General features: G+C 70.0%; 15 protein-coding genes. 6 read left to right on the plus strand and 9 right to left on the minus strand.

The window, feature by feature from the left end:
- Positions 1-46: 46 nt before the first annotated feature.
- The 4 genes from DL990_RS10440 (at position 47) to DL990_RS10460 (ending at position 4,324) form a co-directional block, all read left to right on the plus strand.
- Positions 47-1,531: a PucR family transcriptional regulator gene (locus DL990_RS10440; RefSeq protein WP_199746300.1), complete on the plus strand. Its 1,485-nt coding sequence runs from the start codon at positions 47-49 to the stop codon at positions 1,529-1,531.
- A 140-nt stretch (positions 1,532-1,671) separates the two neighbouring features.
- Complete coding sequence (locus DL990_RS10450) at positions 1,672-2,349, plus strand: response regulator transcription factor (protein ID WP_007033550.1); 678 nt, start codon at positions 1,672-1,674, stop codon at positions 2,347-2,349.
- Entirely contained in the window at positions 2,346-3,473 is a 1,128-nt protein-coding gene (locus DL990_RS10455; RefSeq protein WP_125798552.1) for a cell wall metabolism sensor histidine kinase WalK, read from the plus strand. The genes DL990_RS10450 and DL990_RS10455 overlap by 4 nt, the downstream gene beginning before the upstream one ends.
- Before the next feature lie 26 nt (positions 3,474-3,499).
- Positions 3,500-4,324, plus strand: a complete 825-nt coding sequence (locus DL990_RS10460; protein ID WP_125798553.1) for an aldo/keto reductase — start codon at positions 3,500-3,502, stop codon at positions 4,322-4,324.
- Positions 4,325-4,372: 48 nt separating this feature from the next.
- Here DL990_RS10460 and DL990_RS10465 read toward each other — a convergent pair whose 3' ends face one another.
- The 3 genes from DL990_RS10465 to DL990_RS10475 form a co-directional block, all read right to left on the minus strand.
- A complete protein-coding gene (locus DL990_RS10465) occupies positions 4,373-5,974 on the minus strand; it encodes a PHP domain-containing protein (protein WP_125798554.1) in 1,602 nt (533 codons plus the stop codon).
- A 245-nt stretch (positions 5,975-6,219) separates the two neighbouring features.
- Positions 6,220-8,331, minus strand: a complete 2,112-nt coding sequence (locus DL990_RS10470; protein ID WP_125798555.1) for a 3-hydroxyacyl-CoA dehydrogenase NAD-binding domain-containing protein — start codon at positions 8,329-8,331, stop codon at positions 6,220-6,222.
- Complete coding sequence (locus DL990_RS10475; RefSeq protein WP_125780304.1) at positions 8,331-9,563, minus strand: thiolase family protein; 1,233 nt, start codon at positions 9,561-9,563, stop codon at positions 8,331-8,333. The genes DL990_RS10470 and DL990_RS10475 overlap by 1 nt, the downstream gene beginning before the upstream one ends.
- Positions 9,564-9,748: 185 nt before the next feature.
- Between DL990_RS10475 and bla the strand changes: the two genes are divergently transcribed.
- Entirely contained in the window at positions 9,749-10,669 is a 921-nt protein-coding gene (gene bla / locus DL990_RS10480; RefSeq protein ID WP_125798556.1) for a class A beta-lactamase, read from the plus strand.
- Positions 10,670-10,769: 100 nt separating this feature from the next.
- Here the strand turns inward: bla and DL990_RS10485 are convergent, their stop codons facing one another.
- The 6 genes from DL990_RS10485 to DL990_RS10510 form a co-directional block, all read right to left on the minus strand.
- Entirely contained in the window at positions 10,770-11,357 is a 588-nt protein-coding gene (locus DL990_RS10485; RefSeq protein ID WP_125780308.1) for a D-alanyl-D-alanine carboxypeptidase family protein, read from the minus strand.
- 380 nt (positions 11,358-11,737) lie between these two features.
- Positions 11,738-13,369, minus strand: a complete 1,632-nt coding sequence (gene atzF / locus DL990_RS10490) for an allophanate hydrolase (RefSeq protein ID WP_125798557.1) — start codon at positions 13,367-13,369, stop codon at positions 11,738-11,740.
- 120 nt (positions 13,370-13,489) lie between these two features.
- Positions 13,490-17,089 (minus strand): urea carboxylase, encoded by a 3,600-nt coding sequence (gene uca, locus DL990_RS10495; RefSeq protein WP_125798558.1) that lies wholly within the window; start codon positions 17,087-17,089, stop codon positions 13,490-13,492.
- Positions 17,086-17,697, minus strand: coding sequence for an urea amidolyase associated protein UAAP2 (locus DL990_RS10500; RefSeq protein WP_125798559.1), 612 nt, complete (start codon positions 17,695-17,697; stop codon positions 17,086-17,088). Before DL990_RS10500 ends, uca begins: the two co-directional genes overlap by 4 nt.
- Positions 17,694-18,527 (minus strand): urea amidolyase associated protein UAAP1, encoded by an 834-nt coding sequence (locus tag DL990_RS10505; protein WP_125780316.1) that lies wholly within the window; start codon positions 18,525-18,527, stop codon positions 17,694-17,696. Before DL990_RS10505 ends, DL990_RS10500 begins: the two co-directional genes overlap by 4 nt.
- A gap of 11 nt (positions 18,528-18,538) precedes the next feature.
- On the minus strand, positions 18,539-20,005 hold the full coding sequence (locus tag DL990_RS10510) for an amino acid permease (protein WP_125780318.1): 1,467 nt from the start codon (positions 20,003-20,005) through the stop codon (positions 18,539-18,541).
- Between the two features lie 178 nt (positions 20,006-20,183).
- Here DL990_RS10510 and DL990_RS10515 point away from each other — a divergent pair, with 178 nt between their 5' ends.
- On the plus strand, positions 20,184-20,840 hold the full coding sequence (locus DL990_RS10515; protein WP_125798560.1) for a TetR/AcrR family transcriptional regulator: 657 nt from the start codon (positions 20,184-20,186) through the stop codon (positions 20,838-20,840).
- Positions 20,841-20,846 lie beyond the last annotated feature (6 nt).

Here is a 20,846-nt window from a genome sequence, read left to right on the forward strand (position 1 = left end):
AACGACATGGGATGATTCATCCACTGCGTCGGAAATCGAGGATGAAATGACCCAAAGCCGCGATCCGTTCGACTCGGATGTGAATGTCCCGTTACGGGCCGTGGTCGGCAACCCGGAACTGGCACTCGACCCGGTCGGGGAGACACTGCGCCCGGACGCGCTCGACGCCCCGGTGCGCTGGGCGCACGTCAGCGAGCTGCGGGATCCCGCGCCGTACCTGCTCGGGGCGGAACTGCTGCTCACCGCGGGCGTGAACCTTCCGGTGGAGCCGTCCGAGGTCGACCGCTACGTCCGGCGGCTGGCCGACAGCGGGATCTCCGCGCTCGGCTTCGGGCTGACGCCGGGCACCCACGAGACTTTGCCGCCGGCACTGCGGTCGGCTTGCGCGCGGCACGGGCTGCCGCTGCTCGTCGTCCAGCCGCGGACGCCGTTCCTGGCGATCAGCCGCGCGGTGTCGGTCGCGCTCGCCGAGGCGGGGCAGCGGGAACAGCGGCGGATCGCGGCCGCGCGCGAGGCGCTGACCAGGGCCGCGGGTGACGGGCTCGGCGAACTCGCGAGCGCGCTGGCCGGGCGGCTGCGGGCGTGGGTGGCGCTGGTCGGTGTCGGTGACGTCCTCGCCGCCGACCACGGCGCGCCGTCCCCGCTGCCGGACGAGGTCCGGGAACTGGTCGCCACGCTGCGGGCGGGCCGGGGAATCCGCAGCGCGACGACGGAACTGGCCGACGGCACGCATGTCGTCGCGCAACCGGTGTACCCGCAGGCGACGGCGTCACATCTGGTCGTGGTCGGCCGCGTCGAACGATTCGACGGCGCGGACCGCTCGATCCTGTCGGTCGGGGCGGCGCTGCTCGGGCTGGTGGGCCGCGCGGGTTCGGACGCGGCCGGACTGGGTGCCACCGCCACGGCGTTGCTGCTGGGCGAGACCGACGTGGTCGGCGGGGACGACCGGCGCCTGGTCGCCGGGATCGCTTACCGCCGAGGGCCGAACGAGGTCGCCGCGCGCTACGACTGGCTGCGCGCCCGGCTCGACACCCCGCTCGTGCGGCTGCTGCCCGGGCCACGCTTCACCGCGATCGTCCGCGAGGCGCCGGAGATCGGCGACCTCGACCGGCTCCGTGCCGACGGGTGGCTCGCCGTCGTGGGTTCGCCCGTCCCGCCCGATCGGCTCCCCGAGGCGCGCGCCGAAGTGGAGTCGCTGCTGCGGCGGGCCGCCGCGCTGGAACGGCCGGTGGTGGCGGAGGCGTCCGGGCTCGGCCTGGACGCGCTGATCGCCCCGGACGCGGCGGCCGGGTTCGCCGCCCAAGCGCTGGCGCCGCTGCGCGAACTGGACCGGAAGGGCGACCGCGAACTGGTCGACACGCTGCGGACCTGGCTCGCGCACCACGGCGGCTGGGACCGGACGGCCGCCGAACTCGGCGTGCACCGCAACAGCGTCCGGCACCGGATCGGGCAGATCGAACGGGCGCTGGGCGTGGACCTGGCGGATCCGGAGGTCCGGATGCGCCTGTGGTTCGCGTTGAGGTGGGGGTGAGGGTAAGGCGTCGGTACAGGTGGTCGTGAGTGGCGATTCGGGTTCTAACCCGAATCGCCACTCACGACCACCGGCACCGAACGGTCACCGCCGGTTGGTCCAATCAGGTCACTCTCAGGTAAATGTGGCAACGTAGGGTCGTGCGAATTCTGGTAGTCGAAGACGAAGAACCCCTCGCCGACGCGATCGCACGCGGCCTGCGGCGCGAGGGGATGGCGGTGGACATCGCGCTCACCGGTGACGACGGGCACGAGAAGGCCGCCGTCACCCGGTATGATGTCGTGCTGCTCGACCGCGACCTGCCCGGTATGTCCGGTGACGACCTGTGTCGCGAGATCGTCGCGTCCGGCGAGCTGACCCGCGTGCTGATGCTCACCGCGAGCAGTTCCGTTTCGGACCGCGTCGACGGGCTTTCCCTCGGCGCCGACGACTATCTCGCCAAGCCGTTCGCCTTCCCCGAACTCGTCGCGCGGGTGCGGGCGCTGGGCCGCCGCGCGACCCCGGCCGCGCCGCCGCTGCTGACTTCGGGCGACGTCGAACTGGATCCGGCGAGGCGGACCGTCCGCCGCGCGAGCGGTCCGGTCGAGCTGACCCGCAAGGAGTTCGGTGTTCTTGAGGTGCTGCTGTCGGCCGCCGGTTCGGTGGTCAGCAGCGAGGAACTGCTCGAACGCGTGTGGGACGAGAACGCCGACCCGTTCACCACCACCGTCCGGGTCACGGTGATGACACTGCGCAAGAAGCTCGGCGAGCCGGGCATCATCGAGACCGTCGTCGGCTCCGGCTACCGGGTGCCGGAGCAGGGGACCGCACGCGGGTGAACCTGTCCGGTGCCCGCAGCCTCCGCGCGCGGGTCACGTTGCTCGCGACCGGGCTGGTGGCGCTGGTCAGCCTCCTGTTGCTCTGGCTGACCTGGAATCTGGTCGGCGACGCGGTTTCCGCGGTTCCGCAGTTGCCGCCGGGCACCACGGTGCGGGTCGACGGCGTCGAGGTCGACGCTTCCGCCGTCACCGAGCATCTGCGGGTGTACGCCCGGAATCGGATGCTGCTGTTCGGTGCGGCCGCGTTCTGTTTCGTCGTGCTGGCGGCGGGGATCCTCGCGTGGACGTTCACCGCGCGGGTCCTGCAGCCGCTGCGTGAGATCACCGGGACGGCGCGGCGTCTGTCGATCGAATCGATGGGGGAGCGGATCGGCGAGGTCCGCACCAAGGACGAACTCGCCGAACTTGCCGAGACCTTCGACGACATGCTCGACAGGTTGCAGGCCGCGTTCGACGCCCAACGGCACTTCGTCGCGAACGCCAGCCACGAACTGCGGACGCCGCTCGCGGTCATCCGCACCGAACTCGACGTCACCCTGGCCGACGAGCAGGCCGACGAAGCCGAATTACGCCGGATGGCGGGTGTCGTCCGCGACGCGACCGAGCGAGCCGAGCGGCTGGTCGGTTCGCTGCTGCTGCTCGCCCGTACGGACGGCGCGGGACTGGTGGCCAGGGAGCCGGCCGATCTCGCGGTGATCGTCGCGACCGCGTGGCGGGCGGTGCGGGCCGACGCCGAGAAACGCGGTATCCGCACCGAATTCGCGACCCAGGGCGCGCCGATATTCGGTGATCCCGCGCTGCTGGAACGGATCGCGGGCAATCTGCTGGAGAACGCCGTGCGGCACAACGTCGAGGGCGGCTGGCTCGATGTCGTCACGCAGGCCGGTCCACAGTGGTCGGTGCTGCGGGTGCGTTCTTCCGGCGGCCTGCTCGACCCGGCCGCGGTCCCCGAACTGTTCGAGCCGTTCCGCCGGGCAGGCGTCGCCAGGACCGCCCGCACCGGCGCCGGTCTGGGGCTCTCGATCGTGCGGGCCGCGGTCCAGGCGCACGGCGGCACGGTGTCCGCGGAACCCGTTGTGGGCGGCGGTCTTTCGGTGACCGTCCACCTGCCCGCTCTGCCTTGACCTGCCGCCGGGGTTACGGTTCAGGGATGGTCCCCAGCATGAGGCTGAACAACGGAACGTCCCTTCCCCAGCTCGGGTTCGGGGTGTACAAGATCGGCGACGACGAGGTCGCCGGCGCGGTCCGCACCGCCATCGAGGCGGGCTACCGCGCCATCGACACGGCGACCCTGTACGCCAACGAACGCGGCGTCGGCGAGGCCGTCCGCACCAGCGGCCTGCCCCGCGAGGAACTGTTCGTCACCACGAAACTGTGGAACACCGAACACGGCTACGACTCGGCGTTGCGTGCCTTCGACACCAGCCTGAGCGAACTCGGACTCGAGTACGTCGATCTGTACCTGATCCACTGGCCGCTGCCGTCGCAGGACAAGTACGTCGAAACGTGGCGGGCGCTGGAAAAGATCGCCTCGGACGGCCGGGCGAAGGCGATCGGCGTCTCGAACTTCCAGATCCCGCATCTGGAGCGGCTGATCGAGGAGACCGGGACGGTCCCCGCGGTGAACCAGATCGAATGCCACCCGTGGTTGCAGCAGCCGCTGCTCCGGAACTTCCATGAGAAGCACGAGATCCTCACCGAGGCGTGGGGCCCGCTGGCGCGAGGTGGAGAGCTGCTCGCCGACGAGAAGATCACCACGATCGCGGAGAAGCACGGCAAGACCCCGGCGCAGGTCGTCCTGCGCTGGCATATCGAGATGAACCACCTGGTGATCCCGAAATCCGTCACGCCGGAACGGATCAAGGAGAACATGGACGTCTTCGACTTCGCCCTCGACGCACACGACGGCGCCGCGATCGCGACGCTGGAGCAGGGGAAGCGGCTGGGACCGGATCCGGACACCCTCGGCTCGTGAGTGGTAGGGACGGTTAGAACCGTCCCTACCACTCACGAGGCCCCACGCTTACCGCACGTCCACGAAGATCGGGTTCCCGTACAGCCACAGGTCTTCGAACGGGTTCGACTGCCCGATCACGTCGGCGCTCGGCTCGATCCCGCCGGGCACGTGCTTCTTGCCGTCCGTGCCGCGCGTCCGCACGAAGAACGGCTCGCGCACGTTGCGGAAGGTGTGCCGGAAGGCCACCCGTCGCCCCGGCGCCCACCGCGGTTCGAACGACCGCACGATCCGCGTGCCCGGAGCGGTCTGGGTGTCCCGGTCGGCGGCCGGGCCGGTCACCGGTCCCGAAACGAGGTCGAGCCGCGCGAGCCGGGGGATCGCGCCGCCGCCGTTCGGCCGGGCCGCGAGTTTCGCCGAGACGACGACCGTGACGTCGGATCCGCGCCGGACCCGCAGCCTGCCGCCCGTCGTCGCCGAGTTCCAGCCGCTGTACGCGCCGAACTCCAGTTCCTGCGCGAGCCCGCCGTGCACCACCCAGACGCGTCCCGCGCGAAGGCCTTCCAGCACACCTTCGTGACTTCGACGGGACACTCCGACGACGGTCCGGCTGAACTCGGCGGGCGCGAAGTCCGCGTACGGGGGCAGGGTCTGCGGGACGCCGGTGTCGATCGGGTCCGGGTAGGCGCCGTGCTCGTCGTAGTACCCGTCCGGGACGCCGGGCCGGACGTGGGTGTCGCCGCGGTTGTAGTGCGAGTCGGAGTTGCTGGTGATCCACCACGGCTTTCCTTCGGCCAGCAGCGAATCCCAGAGCCCGCCGACGGTCGCGGTGCTCCAGTCGAAGCCGCCGTAGGTGCGGTAGGCCGACTCCGGGAATCCCGGCCACGAGTTGGCGCCGGGGGAGTTGCCGTAACCGCCGCGCGCGCCACCGCCGCTCCCGAGCGGTTTCGGGAAGCCGTCGGCCTGCGCGCCCGGTGCGCCTTCCATGCCGATGACGATGCCGGGCGCGGCGTCGCGCAGCGCCCGGATCTCGTGCGGGGCGATCCGGCCGTTGCGCAGCGGATGGTTGATCACCACCACCGGCGCGTGGATCCGGCGGGCCCGCTCTTCGGCGGCGAGCCAGCGGATCGCCTTGACCGCCAGTGCCTCGTTGTCCGGCGTGCCCGTTTCGGTCCCGGTCAGCCGCCAGTCGAAGGCGCGCTCGAACTCGCGCAGTTTCGCGGCCTGGTCAGCGCCCGCCTGGAAGAACAGCGTCGCGTGCTCGGCGCCCGGCACGTTCCACTCCATGCCTTGCCACAGCAGGAGATCGCGGTGCTCGCGCTGTGCCGTCCGGATCGCGGCGTTCGTCCGCTCCACCGAGGACTTCTCGTGCGCGGCATGGCCGTGATCGGTGATCACCGCCCAGTCCGCACCGTGCCGGCGGGCGGCGTCGGCGACTCCGTCCACTGTGTACATCGCGTCGTAGGAGTACTGCGTGTGGATGTGGTGATCGCCCACCAGCCACCGGTAGCGGTCCCGGCCGAAGAGCAGGTTGACATCGATGTCGAGATCGAGGTCGAGGGCTTCCGCCGGGGCGGTGGCGGCGAGCGGCGCACCCGCGGCCGCCGCGGACACGAGGCCCGCACGCTTGAGGAATCCGCGGCGGTCGACGCCGGGCTTTTCGCTGTTCACCGGCGGCACGCTAAAGAGCCCGGCTGAACGGGTGATGTCCGGACGGCCAACGCGCGGCGCCGTGTGACGATCGTCGCCGTCGCGGTACGCAGCCCGTCTCCCCGGGGGATGGCCGGGGAGGCGAGCGTCTCGAACAGACACTCAGTGTTCATGAAAACGCAGTTGCTCGCCACGAAATACACGAAAAACGCAAAAGACCACCGCCCGCGATCAAGAGATCGCCGACGGTGGCCTTTTGGCAGAGGTCAGGAGAGCGGAACGCTCGCCACACCCGGCGCCAGGAACGGCTTGCCGTTGACCTTCTCGGACACCCCGGCCCGGTCCAGGTACGGCGTGATGCCGCCCAGCCAGAACGGCCAGCCCGCGCCGAGGATCAGGCACAGGTCGATGTCCTGCGCCTCGGCGACCACGCCCTCGTCGAGCATGATCCGGATCTCCTCGGCGATCGCCGCCAGCGCGCGGTCACGCACCTGCTCGGAGGTCGACGGCGAGTCGCCGCGCTGCCAGAGTTCGGCCACCTCGGGATCGACGGTGGCGTGGCCCTTGTCGTCCCAGTGCCAGACACCCTTCTTGCCCGCCTTGACGAAGCGGTCGAGGTTCTCGCTGACGGTGAACCGGTCCGGGAACGCCTCGTGCAGGGTCTCCCCGACGTGCAGGGCGATCGCCGGGCCGACCAGCTGCATCAGCGTCAGCGGCGTCATCGGCAGGCCGAGCGGCTCGAGCGCCTTGTCCGCGACCTCGAACGGCGTGCCCTCGTCGACGGTCACCAGGACCTCGCCGAGGAACCGCAGCAGCAGCCGGTTGACCACGAACGCGGACGCGTCCTTGACCAGTACGCTCGACTTCTTGAGCTGCTTGCCGAGGGCGAACGCGGTGGCCAGCGCGGCGTCGTCGGTCTTCTCCGCGCGGACGATCTCCAGCAGCGGCATCACCGCGACCGGGTTGAAGAAGTGGAAGCCGACCACGCGTTCCGGATGCTTGAGCTGGGACGCCATCGCGGTGATCGACAGCGACGAGGTGTTCGTCGCCAGGATCGCCTCGGGGGAGACGTACTGCTCAAGGTCGGCGAAGACCTTCTGCTTGACGCCCAGTTCCTCGAACACCGCTTCGATCACGAAGTCGGCGTCGGCGAACGCGGCCTTGTCGAGCGAGCCGGTGACGAGTGCCTTCAGTCGGTTCGCGCCGTCCGGCGAAACCCGCTTCTTGGCCAGCAGCTTGTCGATCTCACCGTGCACATAGGACACACCCTTGTCGACGCGTTCCTGGTCGACGTCGGTGAGCACCACCGGCACCTTGAGGCGGCGGACGAACAGCAGCGCCATCTGGCTGGCCATCAGGCCCGCGCCGACGATGCCGACCTTGTTCACCTTGCGCGCCAGCGACCTGTCCGGCGCGCCCGCCGGCCGCTTGGCCCGCTTGTTGACCAGGTTGAACGAGTACAGCCCGGCACGCAGCGTGTCGTCCATGAGCAGTTCGGCGAGCCCGTCGGTCTCGGCCGCGTAGCCGCGGTCCAGATCGTTCTCCCTGGCCAGCTCCAGCAGCTCGACGGCCTTGGTCGCGCCGGGCGAGGCGCCCTTGGTGCGTCCGTCCACAATGGCCTTGGCGCGGGCGATGGCGGCGTCCCAGCCCGCGCCGCGGTCGATCTCGCGGCGGGCGGGGGTGATCTCGCCGTTGACGACCTTCGCCAGCCACAACAGGGACTGTTCGAGGTAGTCGGCCGAACCGAAGACCTCGTCGACGATGCCGAGCTCCGCCGCCTGCGCGACCTTGAGCATCTTGTTCTGCGCCAGCGCGTTCTCGATGATCACGGTGACCGCGGCGTCCGGCCCGATCAGGTTCGGCAGCAGCTGCGTGCCGCCCCAGCCCGGGAACAGGCCGAGGAAGACCTCGGGGAACGCGATCGCGGCGGTGTTCTCCGAAAGCGTGCGGTAGTGGCAGGAGAGCGCGAGTTCGAGCCCGCCGCCCATCACCGCGCCGTTGATGAACCCGAACGTCGGGATCTCGGTCTCGGTGAGACGGCGGAACACGTCGTGCCCGGTCTGCGCGATCTCCCGTGCCAGCGCCGGATCCGCGACCGCTTCGACGCCGGAAAGATCGGCGCCGACGGCGAAGATGAACGGCTTGCCGGTGACCGCGATCGCGGCGGGTTCCGCGGCGAAGGCGGTGTCGATCGCGGCGTCGAGGCTCACCAGGCCCTGCGGGCCGAAGGTGTTCGGCCGGGTGTGGTCGTGGCCGTTGTCCAGGGTGATCAGGGCGACCGGCTTGTCGAGGCCGGGCACCTTCACCAGACGAGTGACCGCGTTCGTGACGACCTCGTCGGGAAAGGCGGCTTTCGCCTGCTCAGCGGTGAAAGTCATTACTTCGCCCCCTCAAAGGCCGGGTTCTCCCAGATGACGGTCCCGCCCATGCCGATACCGATGCACATGGTGGTCAGGCCGTAGCGCACGTCGGGGCGCTCGGCGAACTGACGCGAAAGCTGCGTCATCAGCCGGACACCGGACGAGGCGAGCGGGTGACCGCAGGCGATCGCGCCGCCCCACTGGTTGACGCGAGGGTCGTCGTCGGCGATGCCGAAGTGGTCGAGGAAAGCGAGCACCTGGACGGCGAACGCCTCGTTGATCTCGAACAGGCCGATGTCGTCGATCGACAGACCGGTGCGCTTGAACAGCTTCTCGGTGGCGGGCACCGGGCCGATGCCCATGACCTCCGGTTCGACACCGGCGAAGGAGTAGCCCACCAGGCGCATGCCGACCGGCAGGCCGAGTTCGCGGGCGGTGTCCTCGTCGGCGAGCAGGGCCGCGGTGGCGCCGTCGTTGAGACCGGCCGCGTTGCCCGCGGTGATCCGGCCGTGCGGGCGGAACGGCGTCTTCAGCCCGGCGAGCTGCTCGACCGTGGTGCCCGGACGCGGCGGCTCGTCCTCGGTCGCGAGACCCCAGCCCAATTCCTTGGAGCGGGTGGCGACCGGAACCAGCTCGGGTCCGATCTTGCCGGTCTTCACCGCTTCGGCGTACTTCTCCTGGCTGCGCGCGGCGAAGGCATCGGTGCGCTGCTTGGTGATCTCGGGGAACCGGTCGTGCAGGTTCTCCGCGGTCTGGCCCATCACGAGCGCCGTCGGGTCGACGAGCTTGTCGGCGATGATGCGCGGGTTCGGGTCGACGCCCTCGCCCATCGGGTGGCGGCCCATATGCTCGACGCCGCCGGCGATGGCGATGTCGTACGCGCCGAAGCCGATTCCGCTCGCGGTCGTGGTGACCGCGGTCATCGCGCCCGCGCACATGCGGTCCAGCGCGAAGCCGGGCACCGACTTGGGCAAGCCCGCCAGCAGCGCGGCGGTGCGGCCGATGGTCAGGCCCTGGTCCCCGATCTGGGTGGTGGCGGCGATCGCCACCTCGTCGACGCGTTCGGGCGGCAGCTCGGGATGCCGCCGCAGCAGTTCACGGATGGCGTTGACGACGAGGTCGTCGGCACGGGTGCCGGCGTACATGCCTTTTTCGCCTGCCTTGCCGAAGGGCGTTCGCACCCCTTCGACGAAGGCGACATTGCGTACCGACCGCGCGTTCGGCGCGAGCGGTGTTGCTCCTGCGGCCACGAATGCTCCTGAAGTTGAGGTAGTCCTGACCGCACCCTAGCCCCGGTTACCGGTCGGTAACCAGGATGGTGGCCCGGTCGAGTGGGGGAAGGCACACTCCCGGGTGCGCTCGGGTCGGCCGCTTGGCCGATCCGGGGGCGGTGGGGAAGTTGCTATGTTCGAGGTGATCAGGGGGAGGGATCACGATGACATCGCCGGGGTCGGCCGTCACCCGTCGCGCGTTGCTGGGGATGGCGGTCCTGGTGCCGCTGGGCGCCTGCACTCGTGGGACGCCGCCTCCGAGCCCTTCGGCCCCTCCTCCGCCACCCCCGCCTGCTCCCTCCCGGCAGTTCCACGACCGGTTGATGGAGCTGGAGAAGAAGTTCGACGCCAGGCTCGGCGTGTACGCGCTCGACACCGAAGGCGGCAGCACGGTCGAACATCGCGCGGACGAGCGGTTCGCGTTCTGCTCGACGTTCAAAGGCGTCGCGGCTGCCGCCGTCTTGCAACGCAACCCGTTGTCGCATCTGGAAACCCGGGTCCGCTACTCCCGGGAAGACCTGATGAAACACGCTCCGGTCACCGGACAGCATGTCGCCACCGGCATGACGATCCGCCAGCTGTGCGACGCCGCCGTCCGGTTCAGCGACGGCACCGCGGGCAATCTGCTGCTGCGGGACCTCGGCGGCCCCGCCGCGCTGACGGCGTTCACGCGCAGCCTCGGCGACACCGTCACGCGGATGGACCGGGTCGAACCGGCCATCACCGAAGCCACCCCGGGCGACCTTCGCGACACCACGACTCCGCGTGCTTTCGCCGCCGACTACCGCGAGATCGTGCTGGGCGACACGCTGACGGCCGACAAACGCGATTTCCTCCGCGATCTGCTCCAGCGCAACGCCACCGGCGCCGAGCGGATCCGGGCGGGCCTGCCGCCCGGCTGGACCGTTGCCGACAAGACCGGGACGGGCGACTACGGCACGTTGAACGACATCGCCGTCCTATGGCCGCCGGCCAAAGCGCCGATCGTGCTGGCGATCATGTCCAGCAAGGCGGCCAAGGACGCTCCGTACGACCAGGCGCTGCTCGCCGAGGCCGCGAAGTACGTGGCCGAAACCTTCACGTGATTGGACGCGTAACTCGCGTGTCTGGAGCCGTAACTCGCGTGATTGAAGACGTAACTCGCGTGTCTGGAGGAGTTACGCCTCCAATCACGCGAGTTACGCGTTAGTTGCCGGTGGCGCTGGGAAGCAGGGCGGGGCAGCCGCCGGTGGCATAGGCCGGGTCGTACTCGAAGTGCCACTTCTCGTTGTCGTAGCGGCGGCACCAGCCGAGCGCGCCACCGTTCTCGTCCACCCACGCTGCCGAGTTCAGCGGCTGGATGTCGACGGCGATTCCCTTGACGTGCATGGACGTCTCCGGTTGCAACGCCCACTTCTTGGCCTGCTCCACGGAGCCGAACCGCTCGACGGCCTTGTCGAACTCGCGCTGTTGCTGGCTCCGGCTGCGCTTGCCGTCGTTCACGCAGAGCGTGATGTTCTGTGCCTTGGCCTTGGCGCGCATGGCGTTCCACGCTTCGATCACGTCCGGGCGCATACCGAAGGTGTCCTCGTCGACATAACGTTTGTCGACGGCGCATGTCGGCCCGCTCTCGGGGCCGGGGACCTCTTCGAGGATCGCGAGCGGTTGCCCGTTCACCGTCTTGACGGCCACGCCGGTGGCTCCCAGCGTCACCATCGCGATCCCGACGAGACCCAGCGCCACGAGCACGCTGATCGCGGTCCGGCGGCTGGAGACGACAGTGGTGGGCACCACTCCGAAGCTACCCAGCGTCCGGCGGGCCGCCAGGGTTTGTGACGTTGTTCCCAGAACGCCCCGGGAGGCCAACCGAATCGGAAAACGCCTGGTGGAGGGACGGTGCGTCCCGGGCCTGGCGGTGGTCGTGAGTGGCGTTTCGGGTTAGAGCCAAGGGTGGCTTAGGTACCTACGTGGTTCCGGCTGCGGTTGATGCCAGACCCGAGTCCGTGAAGGCCTCCTTCCCCAGTACATGAAGGACCCCTTCACTGCGCCAGGCGCAAGGAAGGGGTCCTTCATGTACCTCAAGCGGGACAAGAAAACTCCGGTACCGAGCCGGTCAAGTCTCGTGAGTGGCGTTTCGGGTTAGAACCCGAAACGCCACTCACGAGACGCGAGCCTCAGCGGCTCAGGTACCCGAGCCACCCGCCGTACCCGGTGATGTCCTCGGCGCCCTCCACGGCCACCGGTTCGCAGACGAACCCGGACACCTCGCTCCCGTCGGCCAGCCGCACCTTCCCGATCGCCAGCGGCGCGGGAACGCCCGCCACGAACTCGCCGAAGCCGCTCGAAGGCAGGTCCCACACCTCGGCCTCGATCGGCTCGCCACCCGAGGCGACCCGGACGAGACCGGGTTTGGGCGGCACGGTGTCCAGCGCGTAGAGCCGGTACTCGGCCGCGGTCGATCCGGAGGAAACGAACCGCCCGCCACGCGAGGTCAGTTCGTGGTTCAGCGGCTGCCCGCGCAGATGGGCGCCGACGACGGCGATCCGCGTCCGCCGCGGCACCAGCCGGGCGACGTCGGCGAGGATCCGGTCGGCGTACGCGGGGCCGACCAGCATCACCCCGAACGGCAGCCCGGAGACGGTTCCGGCGGGTACGGCGAGCGACGACAGGTCCAGCAGGTTCGTCGAGTTCGTGAACCGGCCCAACCGGGCGTTCACGCCCAGCGGATCGGCCTCGACCTCGGCGATCGTCGGGTGCCCTGTCGTCGTGGGCAGCAGCAGGCAGTCCACAGTGGACAACACTGCCGACGCTTCACGCGAAAGACCGTCGAGCGCGGCCAAGTCGGTGAACAACCGGTGTGCCGGGATGTCCTTCGCCGCACCGATGATCCGCCGCACGGCCGGATCGACGGCATCCGGGTGGGCGTCGATGAACTCGCCGACCGCCGAGTACCGCTCGGCCACGAAGGCGCCTTCGTACAGCAGACGCGCCGCGTCGAGAAACGCCGATATGTCGACAGTGACCAGCTCGGCTCCCGCGTCACGGAACTCGTGAGCCGCCGCGGAGAACGCGTCCGCCCACCCTTCCTGAAGGGGACCGAGAGCGTCCGGCACACCGATCCGGAAAGGACGGTGGACCACCGGAAGATCCCGCGGCTCGCTGAGACACGCGAAGGCCGCCGAAGCCTCGTCGACCGACCGCGCGAACACCGTCACGCAGTCGATGCTCGCGCACGCGGGCACGACACCGGCCGTCGGCAGCAGACCGCGTGTCGGCTTGAGGCCGACGATCCCGTTGAACGCCGCCGGGACCCGCCCGGATCCGGCGGTGTCGGTGCCGAGCGCGAGATCCGCGATGCCGAGCGCCACCGCGACCGCCGACCCCGAACTCGACCCGCCCGACACGTACGCCGGGTCGATCGCGTTCCGGACCGCGCCGTGCGGACTGCGCGTGCCGACCAGTCCCGTCGCGAACTGGTCCAGATTGGTCGTGCCGAGGATCAGCGCCCCGGCCGCCCGCAGCCGCGCCACCACCGGCGCGTCCTCGTCCGGCAGGTAGGCGTACTCGGGGCACGCCGCTGTCGTCGGCAGCCCGGCGACGTCGATGTTGCCCTTGACCGCGGCCAGTTTCCCGTACAGCGGCAGGGAATCCCCCGCCGCACGACGGGCTTCCAGCTTCTCCGCGTCGGCGAGCACGTCGGCCTCGGGACGCAGGTCGATCCAGATCTCGGGCCGGTCGACCCGCGCGATCCGGTGGTACGCGGCGCGCACCCGTTCCAGCACGCTCATCCCGCGCTCCTTCCCCATTGCCTGGTGGTGAACCCGCGCCGCGATCGACGTCGGCAGGGCGCGACCTGGTAAAGCTCGTTCCGGTGGGTGATCAGGGCGCCCTGCCACCGCGATAGCGGGGCCTTCGGCCGGGCGGGTTCACGCGTTATGTCCATTCGACGAGACCTCCTCAGCTCCGCCAAGAGGCTCCAAGACCACCAGCGGTGTGCCGGGGGCGACCTGATCGCCGGGGGAGACGAGCACCTCGACGACCTCCCCGGCGGCGGGCGCGGGGATCCGCGCCTCGGTCTTCATCGCTTCGAGGATCACCAGCGTCTCCGCCGGGTCGACCTTCTTGCCGGGGTCGACGTCCACCCGCCACACGGTGGCGGCGAACGGTGCCTCGACGACGTGTCCGCCGGGCGGGGCCTCGACCTTCGTGGTCGGGACCTTGGCCCCGACGGGCTCGGGGCGAGGGTCGAATTCACCTGCCGCCGCCCAGGCCTGCCGCTCCGCCTCGAACGCCGCGCTCTGCTTCGCCCGGAAAGAGGCGATGTCGGCGGCGTTGTCGGCCAGGAACCGCTCGTGGTCGGCCAGCGCGAACTCGCCGTCGGTGATGTCGAGTTCCAGTTCCCCCGCCGAACTCTGTGCCCGCAGGTCGAGCAGTTCCTCGGCGGTCACCGGGTACCACGAGATCCGGTCGAAGAACCGCAACAGCCAGGGCGAACCCGGTTCGAACGACCCGCGTTGCCGCCAGCCGCTCCACACCTGCACGGTCCGCCCGACGAACTGGTAGCCGCCGGGGCCTTCCATCCCGTAGATGCACAGGTACGAGCCGCCGATGCCGACCGAGTTCTCCGCGGTCCAGGTGCGGGCCGGGTTGTACTTCGTGGTGACCAGCCGGTGCCGCGGATCAAGGGGAGTGGCCACCGGCGCGCCGAGATAGACGTCGCCGAGGCCGAGCACCAGGTATTCCGCGTCGAACACCGTGCGGTAGACGTCGTCCACACTGGACAGACCGTTCACCCGCCGGATGAACTCGATGTTCCACGGGCACCACGGCGCGTCGTCGCGGACGCCCGCCATGTACCGCTCGATCGCTTCGCGCGTCGCCGGGTCGTCCCAGGACAGCGGCAGCCGTACTGTCCGGCTCGGCACCACGAGATCGGCGGTGCGCGGCAGATCGTGCTCCACCTCCTGCACGAGCCCGAGCAGTTTCGGCACCGGCAGCACGTCCGGGTCGACGTGGACCTGTAGCGAGCGGATGCCCGGGGTCAAGTCGACGACGCCGTCGAGCCCTTCCGTGGCCAGCCGATCGGCCAGGGCGTGGACCCGCATCCGCAGGGCCAGATCGAGTTTCATCGGCCCGTACTCGATCAGCAGGTTGTCGTCGCCGCTGCGCCGGTAGGTGACCTCGGGGTTCTCGTCCGATGTGGACAGACGGCCGAGGATGCCACCGTCGTCGATCGGTTTCCGGCTCGCCTTGACCGCGGTGTGGGGCGTATCCCGCAAGGAAGAGGCGTGCTCGGTGGTGATCGGCACGAACCGCACGGTGTCGCCCGGCCGCAACTGGCCGAGTTTCCAGCGCTGCCCGGTCACCACGGTCGCCGGGCAGACGAACCCGCCGAGGCTCGGCCCGTCCGGTCCCAGCAGGATCGGCAGGTCGCCGGTGTAGTCGACGGCACCGATCGCGTACGGCGTGTCGTGGATGTTCGACGGGTGCAGGCCCGCCTCACCGCCGTCTTCCCGCGCCCAGCGGGGCCGGGGTCCGACGAGCCGGACCCCGGTCCGCGCGGAGTTGAAGTGGACCTCCCAGTCGGTGGCGTAGAACGTTTCGACGTCGTCCGGGGTGAAGAACTCCGGCGCGGCGTGTGGTCCCTCGGACGCGCCGATCTCCCAGTGCGTCGCGAAGACCGGCCGTTCGGCTTCGGGAACCGGTCCGGTGACGGCGTTCTCCGGTTCCGGACCGGGGGAGAGGACGTCGCCGGTCGCCAGCGCGCGCCCGCCGTGCCCGCCGAAGCCGCCCAGGGTGAACGTCGCCGCGCTGCCCAGGAAGCCCGGCACGTCGATCCCGCCGCGGACGAGCACGTACGCGCGGAGCCCGGCGATGCCGGTGCCGACGTCGAGCACGCCTCCCGCGGGGATCTCGAGGGGCGTCCACTGTGGAACGGGCGTGCCGTCAAGGGTCACCGGCGACGGCGATCCCGTGACGCAAACGATTGCGGCGTCGGTGAACTTCAGCGAGACACCGTCTACGGTGCACTCCAAGCCCGCCGCGCCTTCGGGATTGCCGAGCGCGCGGTTGCCGAGACGCAGCGACAAATCGTCCATCGGGCCGCTCGGCGGGACACCCACGTGCCAGAACCCCAGCCGTCCCGGCCAGTCCTGGACGGTGGTCATCGTGCCGCCCCGCAGGACCTCGATCCGCGGCTCGGGATCGGTGATCGTGTCGAGCGTCGCGGTGTCGTGCGTGATCTCGTGCAGCCGCTGATCGGCGGCGACCGCGCGCAACTGGCCGAGGTTCGTCCGGACGCCGTCCACCCGGCTCTCGCGGAGCGCCTCGCCCAGGGCGGCCAGCGCCGCCTCCCGGTCCGCGCCGACGGTGATCACCTTGGCCAGCAGGGGGTCGTAATGCGTCGTCACGTTCGCGCCGGCCTCGACCCAGGTGTCGACCCGGACGCCTTCGGGGAAGTCGGCGCGGGTCAGCAGACCCGCGCTCGGGCGGTGCCCGGCGGCCGGGTCCTCGGCGTAGACCCGCGCTTCGACCGCGTGCCCGCGCGGTGACGGCGTGGTGGCGAACATCCCGGTGTCGCCGTCGGCGAGCCGGAGCATCCACTCGACGAGGTCGATCCCGTACACCGCTTCGGTGACCGGGTGTTCGACCTGAAGGCGCGTGTTCACTTCCAGGAACGCGGCCACTTCCCGCCTCGGGTCGTAGATGAACTCGACCGTCCCGGCCGACCGATAGTGCACCGAAGCGCAGAGATCGACGGCCGCGGAGACCAGTTTCTCCCGCACCGCTTCGGAAAGCCCTGGCGCGGGGCACTCTTCGAGCACCTTCTGGTTGCGCCGCTGCAGGGTGCAGTCCCGCGTGCCGAGCGCCAGCACCTTGCCCGCGCCGTCGCCGAACACCTGGACCTCGACGTGCCGCGCGTGGGTCACCAGCTGTTCGAGGAACACGCCCGAGGTCGAGAAGCTCTTGGCCGCGATGCTCTGCACCGCTTCCCAGGCGTCCCGCAGTTCGTCGGCGGACGCGCAGGCCCGCATGCCGATCCCGCCGCCACCGCCGGTGGCCTTGAGCATCACCGGATAGCCGACCATGGCGGCCGCGGTTTCGGCGTCGGCGAGGGTGTCCAGCAGCCCGGTGCCGGGCAGCATCGGGACACCGGCCTCGACGGCCTTCAGCCGCGCGGTGTGCTTGCTGCCGAATACTTCGAGATGGTCCGCGGTGGGTCCGGCGAACCGGATCCCGGCCGCTTCCGCCGCTCTGGCGAAAGCGGCGTCTTCGGACAGGAAGCCGTAACCCGGATGGATCGTGTCCGCCCCGGTCTTCACCGCGGCTTCGATGATGGCGTCGGCGAGGAGGTAACTCTCCCTCGCCGGTGCCGGGCCGAGCCGGACGGCTTCGTCGGCAAGCCGTACGTGCGCGGCCGTACGGTCGGCGTCGGAATAGACGGCGACCGTCGGAATGCCCATCTCCCTTGCGGTCCGGATGACACGGACCGCGATTTCCCCCCGGTTGGCGACGAGCAGCTTCACCCGGCACCGCCGGTGACGATCATCCGGACCGGCGTCGGGTCGAAGCCGTTGCACGGGTTGTTGATCTGCGGGCAGTTCGACACCAGGACCAGGACGTCGGTCTCGGCACGCAGCTTGACCTCCAGGCCGGGCGCCGAAATGCCGTCGACGATGCCGAGCGTGCCGTCCTGTTCGACCGGCACGTTCATGTACCAGTTGACGTTGCTGACCAGATCCCGTTTGCCGAGGCCCCATTTGGCGCCTTCGGTCAGGAAGTTCTCGACGCAGGCGTGCTGGAACCGCGTGTGCTGGCCGTAGCGGAGGCTGTTCGACTCCTTGCTGCAGGCGCCGCCGATCGTGTCGTGCCGCCCGCAGGTGTCCTCGACGACGGTCAGCAGCGGTGCGCCCTCGCCGGTGCGCAGCACGCTGCCGGTGGTGAGGAAGATATTGCGCTGCGCGGCGATCGTGGCGGCCGCGCTGTACCTCTTCGCCGTGTCGGCGGCGTCGTAGCAGAGGAAGTCGACGGCCTGGTTGCCGCCGAGATCGATGATCGCGAGCGTCTCGCCCTCGCGGAGCACGGTGGAGTACGGCGCCCGCGCGGCGACCTCGGTGTCGGAGATGATCGTCATGCGAGGCCCCTTGCGGTGAGGTAGTCGGCGGTGTTCTCGAAGGCACGCTGCGCCTCGGGGGAAACCGTCCACTCAGGACTGTCCGGAGTGGACGGGGCGGAGCGCTGGGCGAGGACTCGCAGCGGCGTGACCGGGTAGTCCGGGCGCGGATCGAGCGGATGTGCCACGTTGGCGATCAGGACGACGACCGGGAGTTCCGTGCGCAGGACCACGGATTTGCCGGGACCGGCCGAACCGGTGAACGTGAGCCCGCCGTCGGCCTCCACGTGGACGCCTTGGAAGAAGGACAGGCTCGGCGGGAGGTCACGCGGCGTGAGGCCGTGTTTGGCCGCGGCGAGGGTGAACAGCGCGTTGCCCGATGGCGAAGCACCCTGCGGGCTCCCGTCGCCGTAGCGCTGCGCGTTACTGTCCACAGTGGACGTTCCGCAGAGGGCGTCGTGCTTGCCGCTCTCGTCGGTGACGACGGTCGCGAGCACCCGTGCCTGATCCGAAAGCAGGGCGATCGCCTCGCCGAGGTAGGCGTTCCACTGGACCTTCACCGTGTCCGCGACGTTCAGCCGCTCCCAGGGCTGGTCCGCGTTGAACAGCAGCAGATGCGCGCAGGCGTCCCCCTCGACGTCGGTCAGCCGCAGCTCGGTGCCGCGGGCGAGGACCTTGTGGGTGTAGCCGCCGCCGGCGACGGTCTCGGCCCAGACCAGCTTCGCCGGGTCGATCCCGGGCGGCGGGTCCGGCCAGGTGGACGCGGGGATTGCGGGCATCGCTTCGGTCACCGTGCCCGCCTGTGCGCGGGCGTGGTCGCGAGCGCCGTACGTGGTCGATGTCGTGCTCATGGAACCTTCCTTCAGGTCGCGGGGACGGGAACCGTGGTGAGCGCGGAGCGGCGGCGCCAGCAGAGATAGCCGGTGAGCAGCGCGGCGCCGACGAACTCGATCGGGAACAACAGGACCCAGACGGAACCGGTGCCCGCCAGGTCGTAGATCTCGGCTCGTGGCCAAGCGATGTTGACGATCATCATCGCGCCGTACCCTACTGCCGCGATGTTGACCGGAATAGCCCATCGCCCCAGGGAGAAATGGCCGGGCTCGGCGGTGAAACGGCCTTGACGGCGCCGGAGCAGCAGCGGCCCGGTCACCAGGAGATAGGCGAGGTAGACCACGACCACCGAAGTGCCGGTGATCGTGCTGAAGATGGTCGGGTTCCCCAGATTCAGCAGCAGGAGCCCGATGGCGAGCGCCCCGGACAGCACGGCGGGCGCGATCGGTGTGCCGGTGCGGGCGTTCACCGCGGAAAGGCGCCTGGCGCCGGGGAGCGCGCCGTCGCGGGCCATGGAGTAGATCAGCCGCACGGTGCCGGTCTGGATGGTCAGGGTGCAGACGACGACCGCGATCGCGACGTCGGCGAGGAAGACCCGGCCGAGAGTGTCACCGAAGACGGCGGTGATCACATACGGCAGGCCTTTCCCGGCCAGTTGCCCGTCGGTCAGGCTCGGCGCCGCCATCAGCGCGGTGAGGACGACGGCGAGCCCGCCGACCCCGGAGATCAAGAGCGCGCGGAGCACGGCGCGCGGGGCGACACGGCGCGCGTCCTTGGTCTCCTCGGCGACCGAGGCCGCGGTGTCGAAACCGTAGAGAACGTACGCGGCCATCAGTGCCGAAGCGAGAACGCCGCCGGCTCCCGGGCTTTCGCCCGCCGGCTGGGTCACGACCTGCGGGCCACGGACAGCGAACGACGCGAGACCGACGACCAGCACGAGGACGCCGACGAGTTCCGCGGCGACCCCGATGTCGTTGATCCGCGCCATGAGCCGTACGCCGCCCGCGTTGATCGCGGTGGTGATGACGATCAGCAGGGTGCCGAGCAGGACGGCGTTGCTGGCGCCGGTCGGGGAGGTGATCGCGGGATCCCCGCCGACGAGCTGGAAGCCGCTCCAGACCGACGGGAGGACCACCTGCAGCGCGATCGCGGCACCGGCGAGCGCGACGACGCAGCCGACCAGCATCATCCAGCCGGCGAGCCAGCCCCCGAATCCGGGGGAGAGTTGTTTCGCCCACTGGTAAACCGATCCGGCCAGCGGGAATCGGGCGGCGAGTTCGGCGAAGTTGAGCGCGACGAGCAATTGCCCGGCGATGACCAGCGGCCATGTCCAGAAGAAGAGCGTGTCGCCGAAGGAATAGCCGAAGGCGAACAGCTGGAACACCGTGGTCAGGATGGAAACGAAGGAGAAACCGGCGGCGAAGGCGGAGAATCCGCCGAGTGTCCGGCGAAGTTCTTGGCGGTACCCGAAGGCGGAAAGGTCTTCGGAAGGCATTTGCGGAGGCTCCTGTCTCAAGGGCCGAATTTCGATCGGCTGACCGAAATTAAGCGCGTGCGGGATCCTTCCGATCTCCGCCGGGTAAGCGCGGTGTTAACAGATACCGGATTGGGTAACCTGGGCCGACCACCGGACGTAACAAAGATCTTCGCGAAGAAATGGCAGGATCGGATAGATGACGAAAACGACCGGGGTGGGAAGGCCGAGAGCCAGCGGCGCCGCGGCGAGCAAGCGGGAAGCGCGGCTCGCCGTATTGGACGCGGCGGGGGAGCTGTTCACCGGCGCCGGGTACGCGGCGACGACCACCCGAGCGATCGCCGAACGCGCCGGCCTGCGCCAGGCGTCCCTCTACTACCACTTTCCGTCCAAAGAGGACATTCTCGCGGCGCTGCTGGAGGACACCGTCCGGCCGTCACTGGACGTCGCGGGCGGGCTTTCGGCGCAGCTCGCGCCGGTCGGCGCACGGCTGTGGGCGCTGGCGTACGCGGACATCCATCTGCTCGGCAGCGCGCGGCACAACCTCGGCGCCCTGTACCTGCTGCCGGAGATCTCGTCGCCGAGGCTGGCGCGATTCCGCGCCGAACGGGCGGAACTCAAACGCGTCTACGGCTCGCTCGTCGCCGCGGCCGGCGTACCCGGTGGCCTCGTCGGCATCCGGACCGACCTCGTGTTCGGGCTCGTCGAGAGCATCGCGATCGTCCGGCGTGACCAACCGGACCTGGACGTCGAAGCGCACGCCGTCGAAGGGGCCGACAGCGTGCTGAGGCTCGCCGGTATCGGGGAACCGGACGCGGGGCTGCGTGCCTCCGCCCGGATGCTGCTGGAGGACTGAAAGCGG

The sequence above is a fragment of the Amycolatopsis sp. WAC 01416 genome (assembly GCF_003947485.1).
Classification (GTDB): Bacteria; Actinomycetota; Actinomycetes; order Mycobacteriales; family Pseudonocardiaceae; genus Amycolatopsis.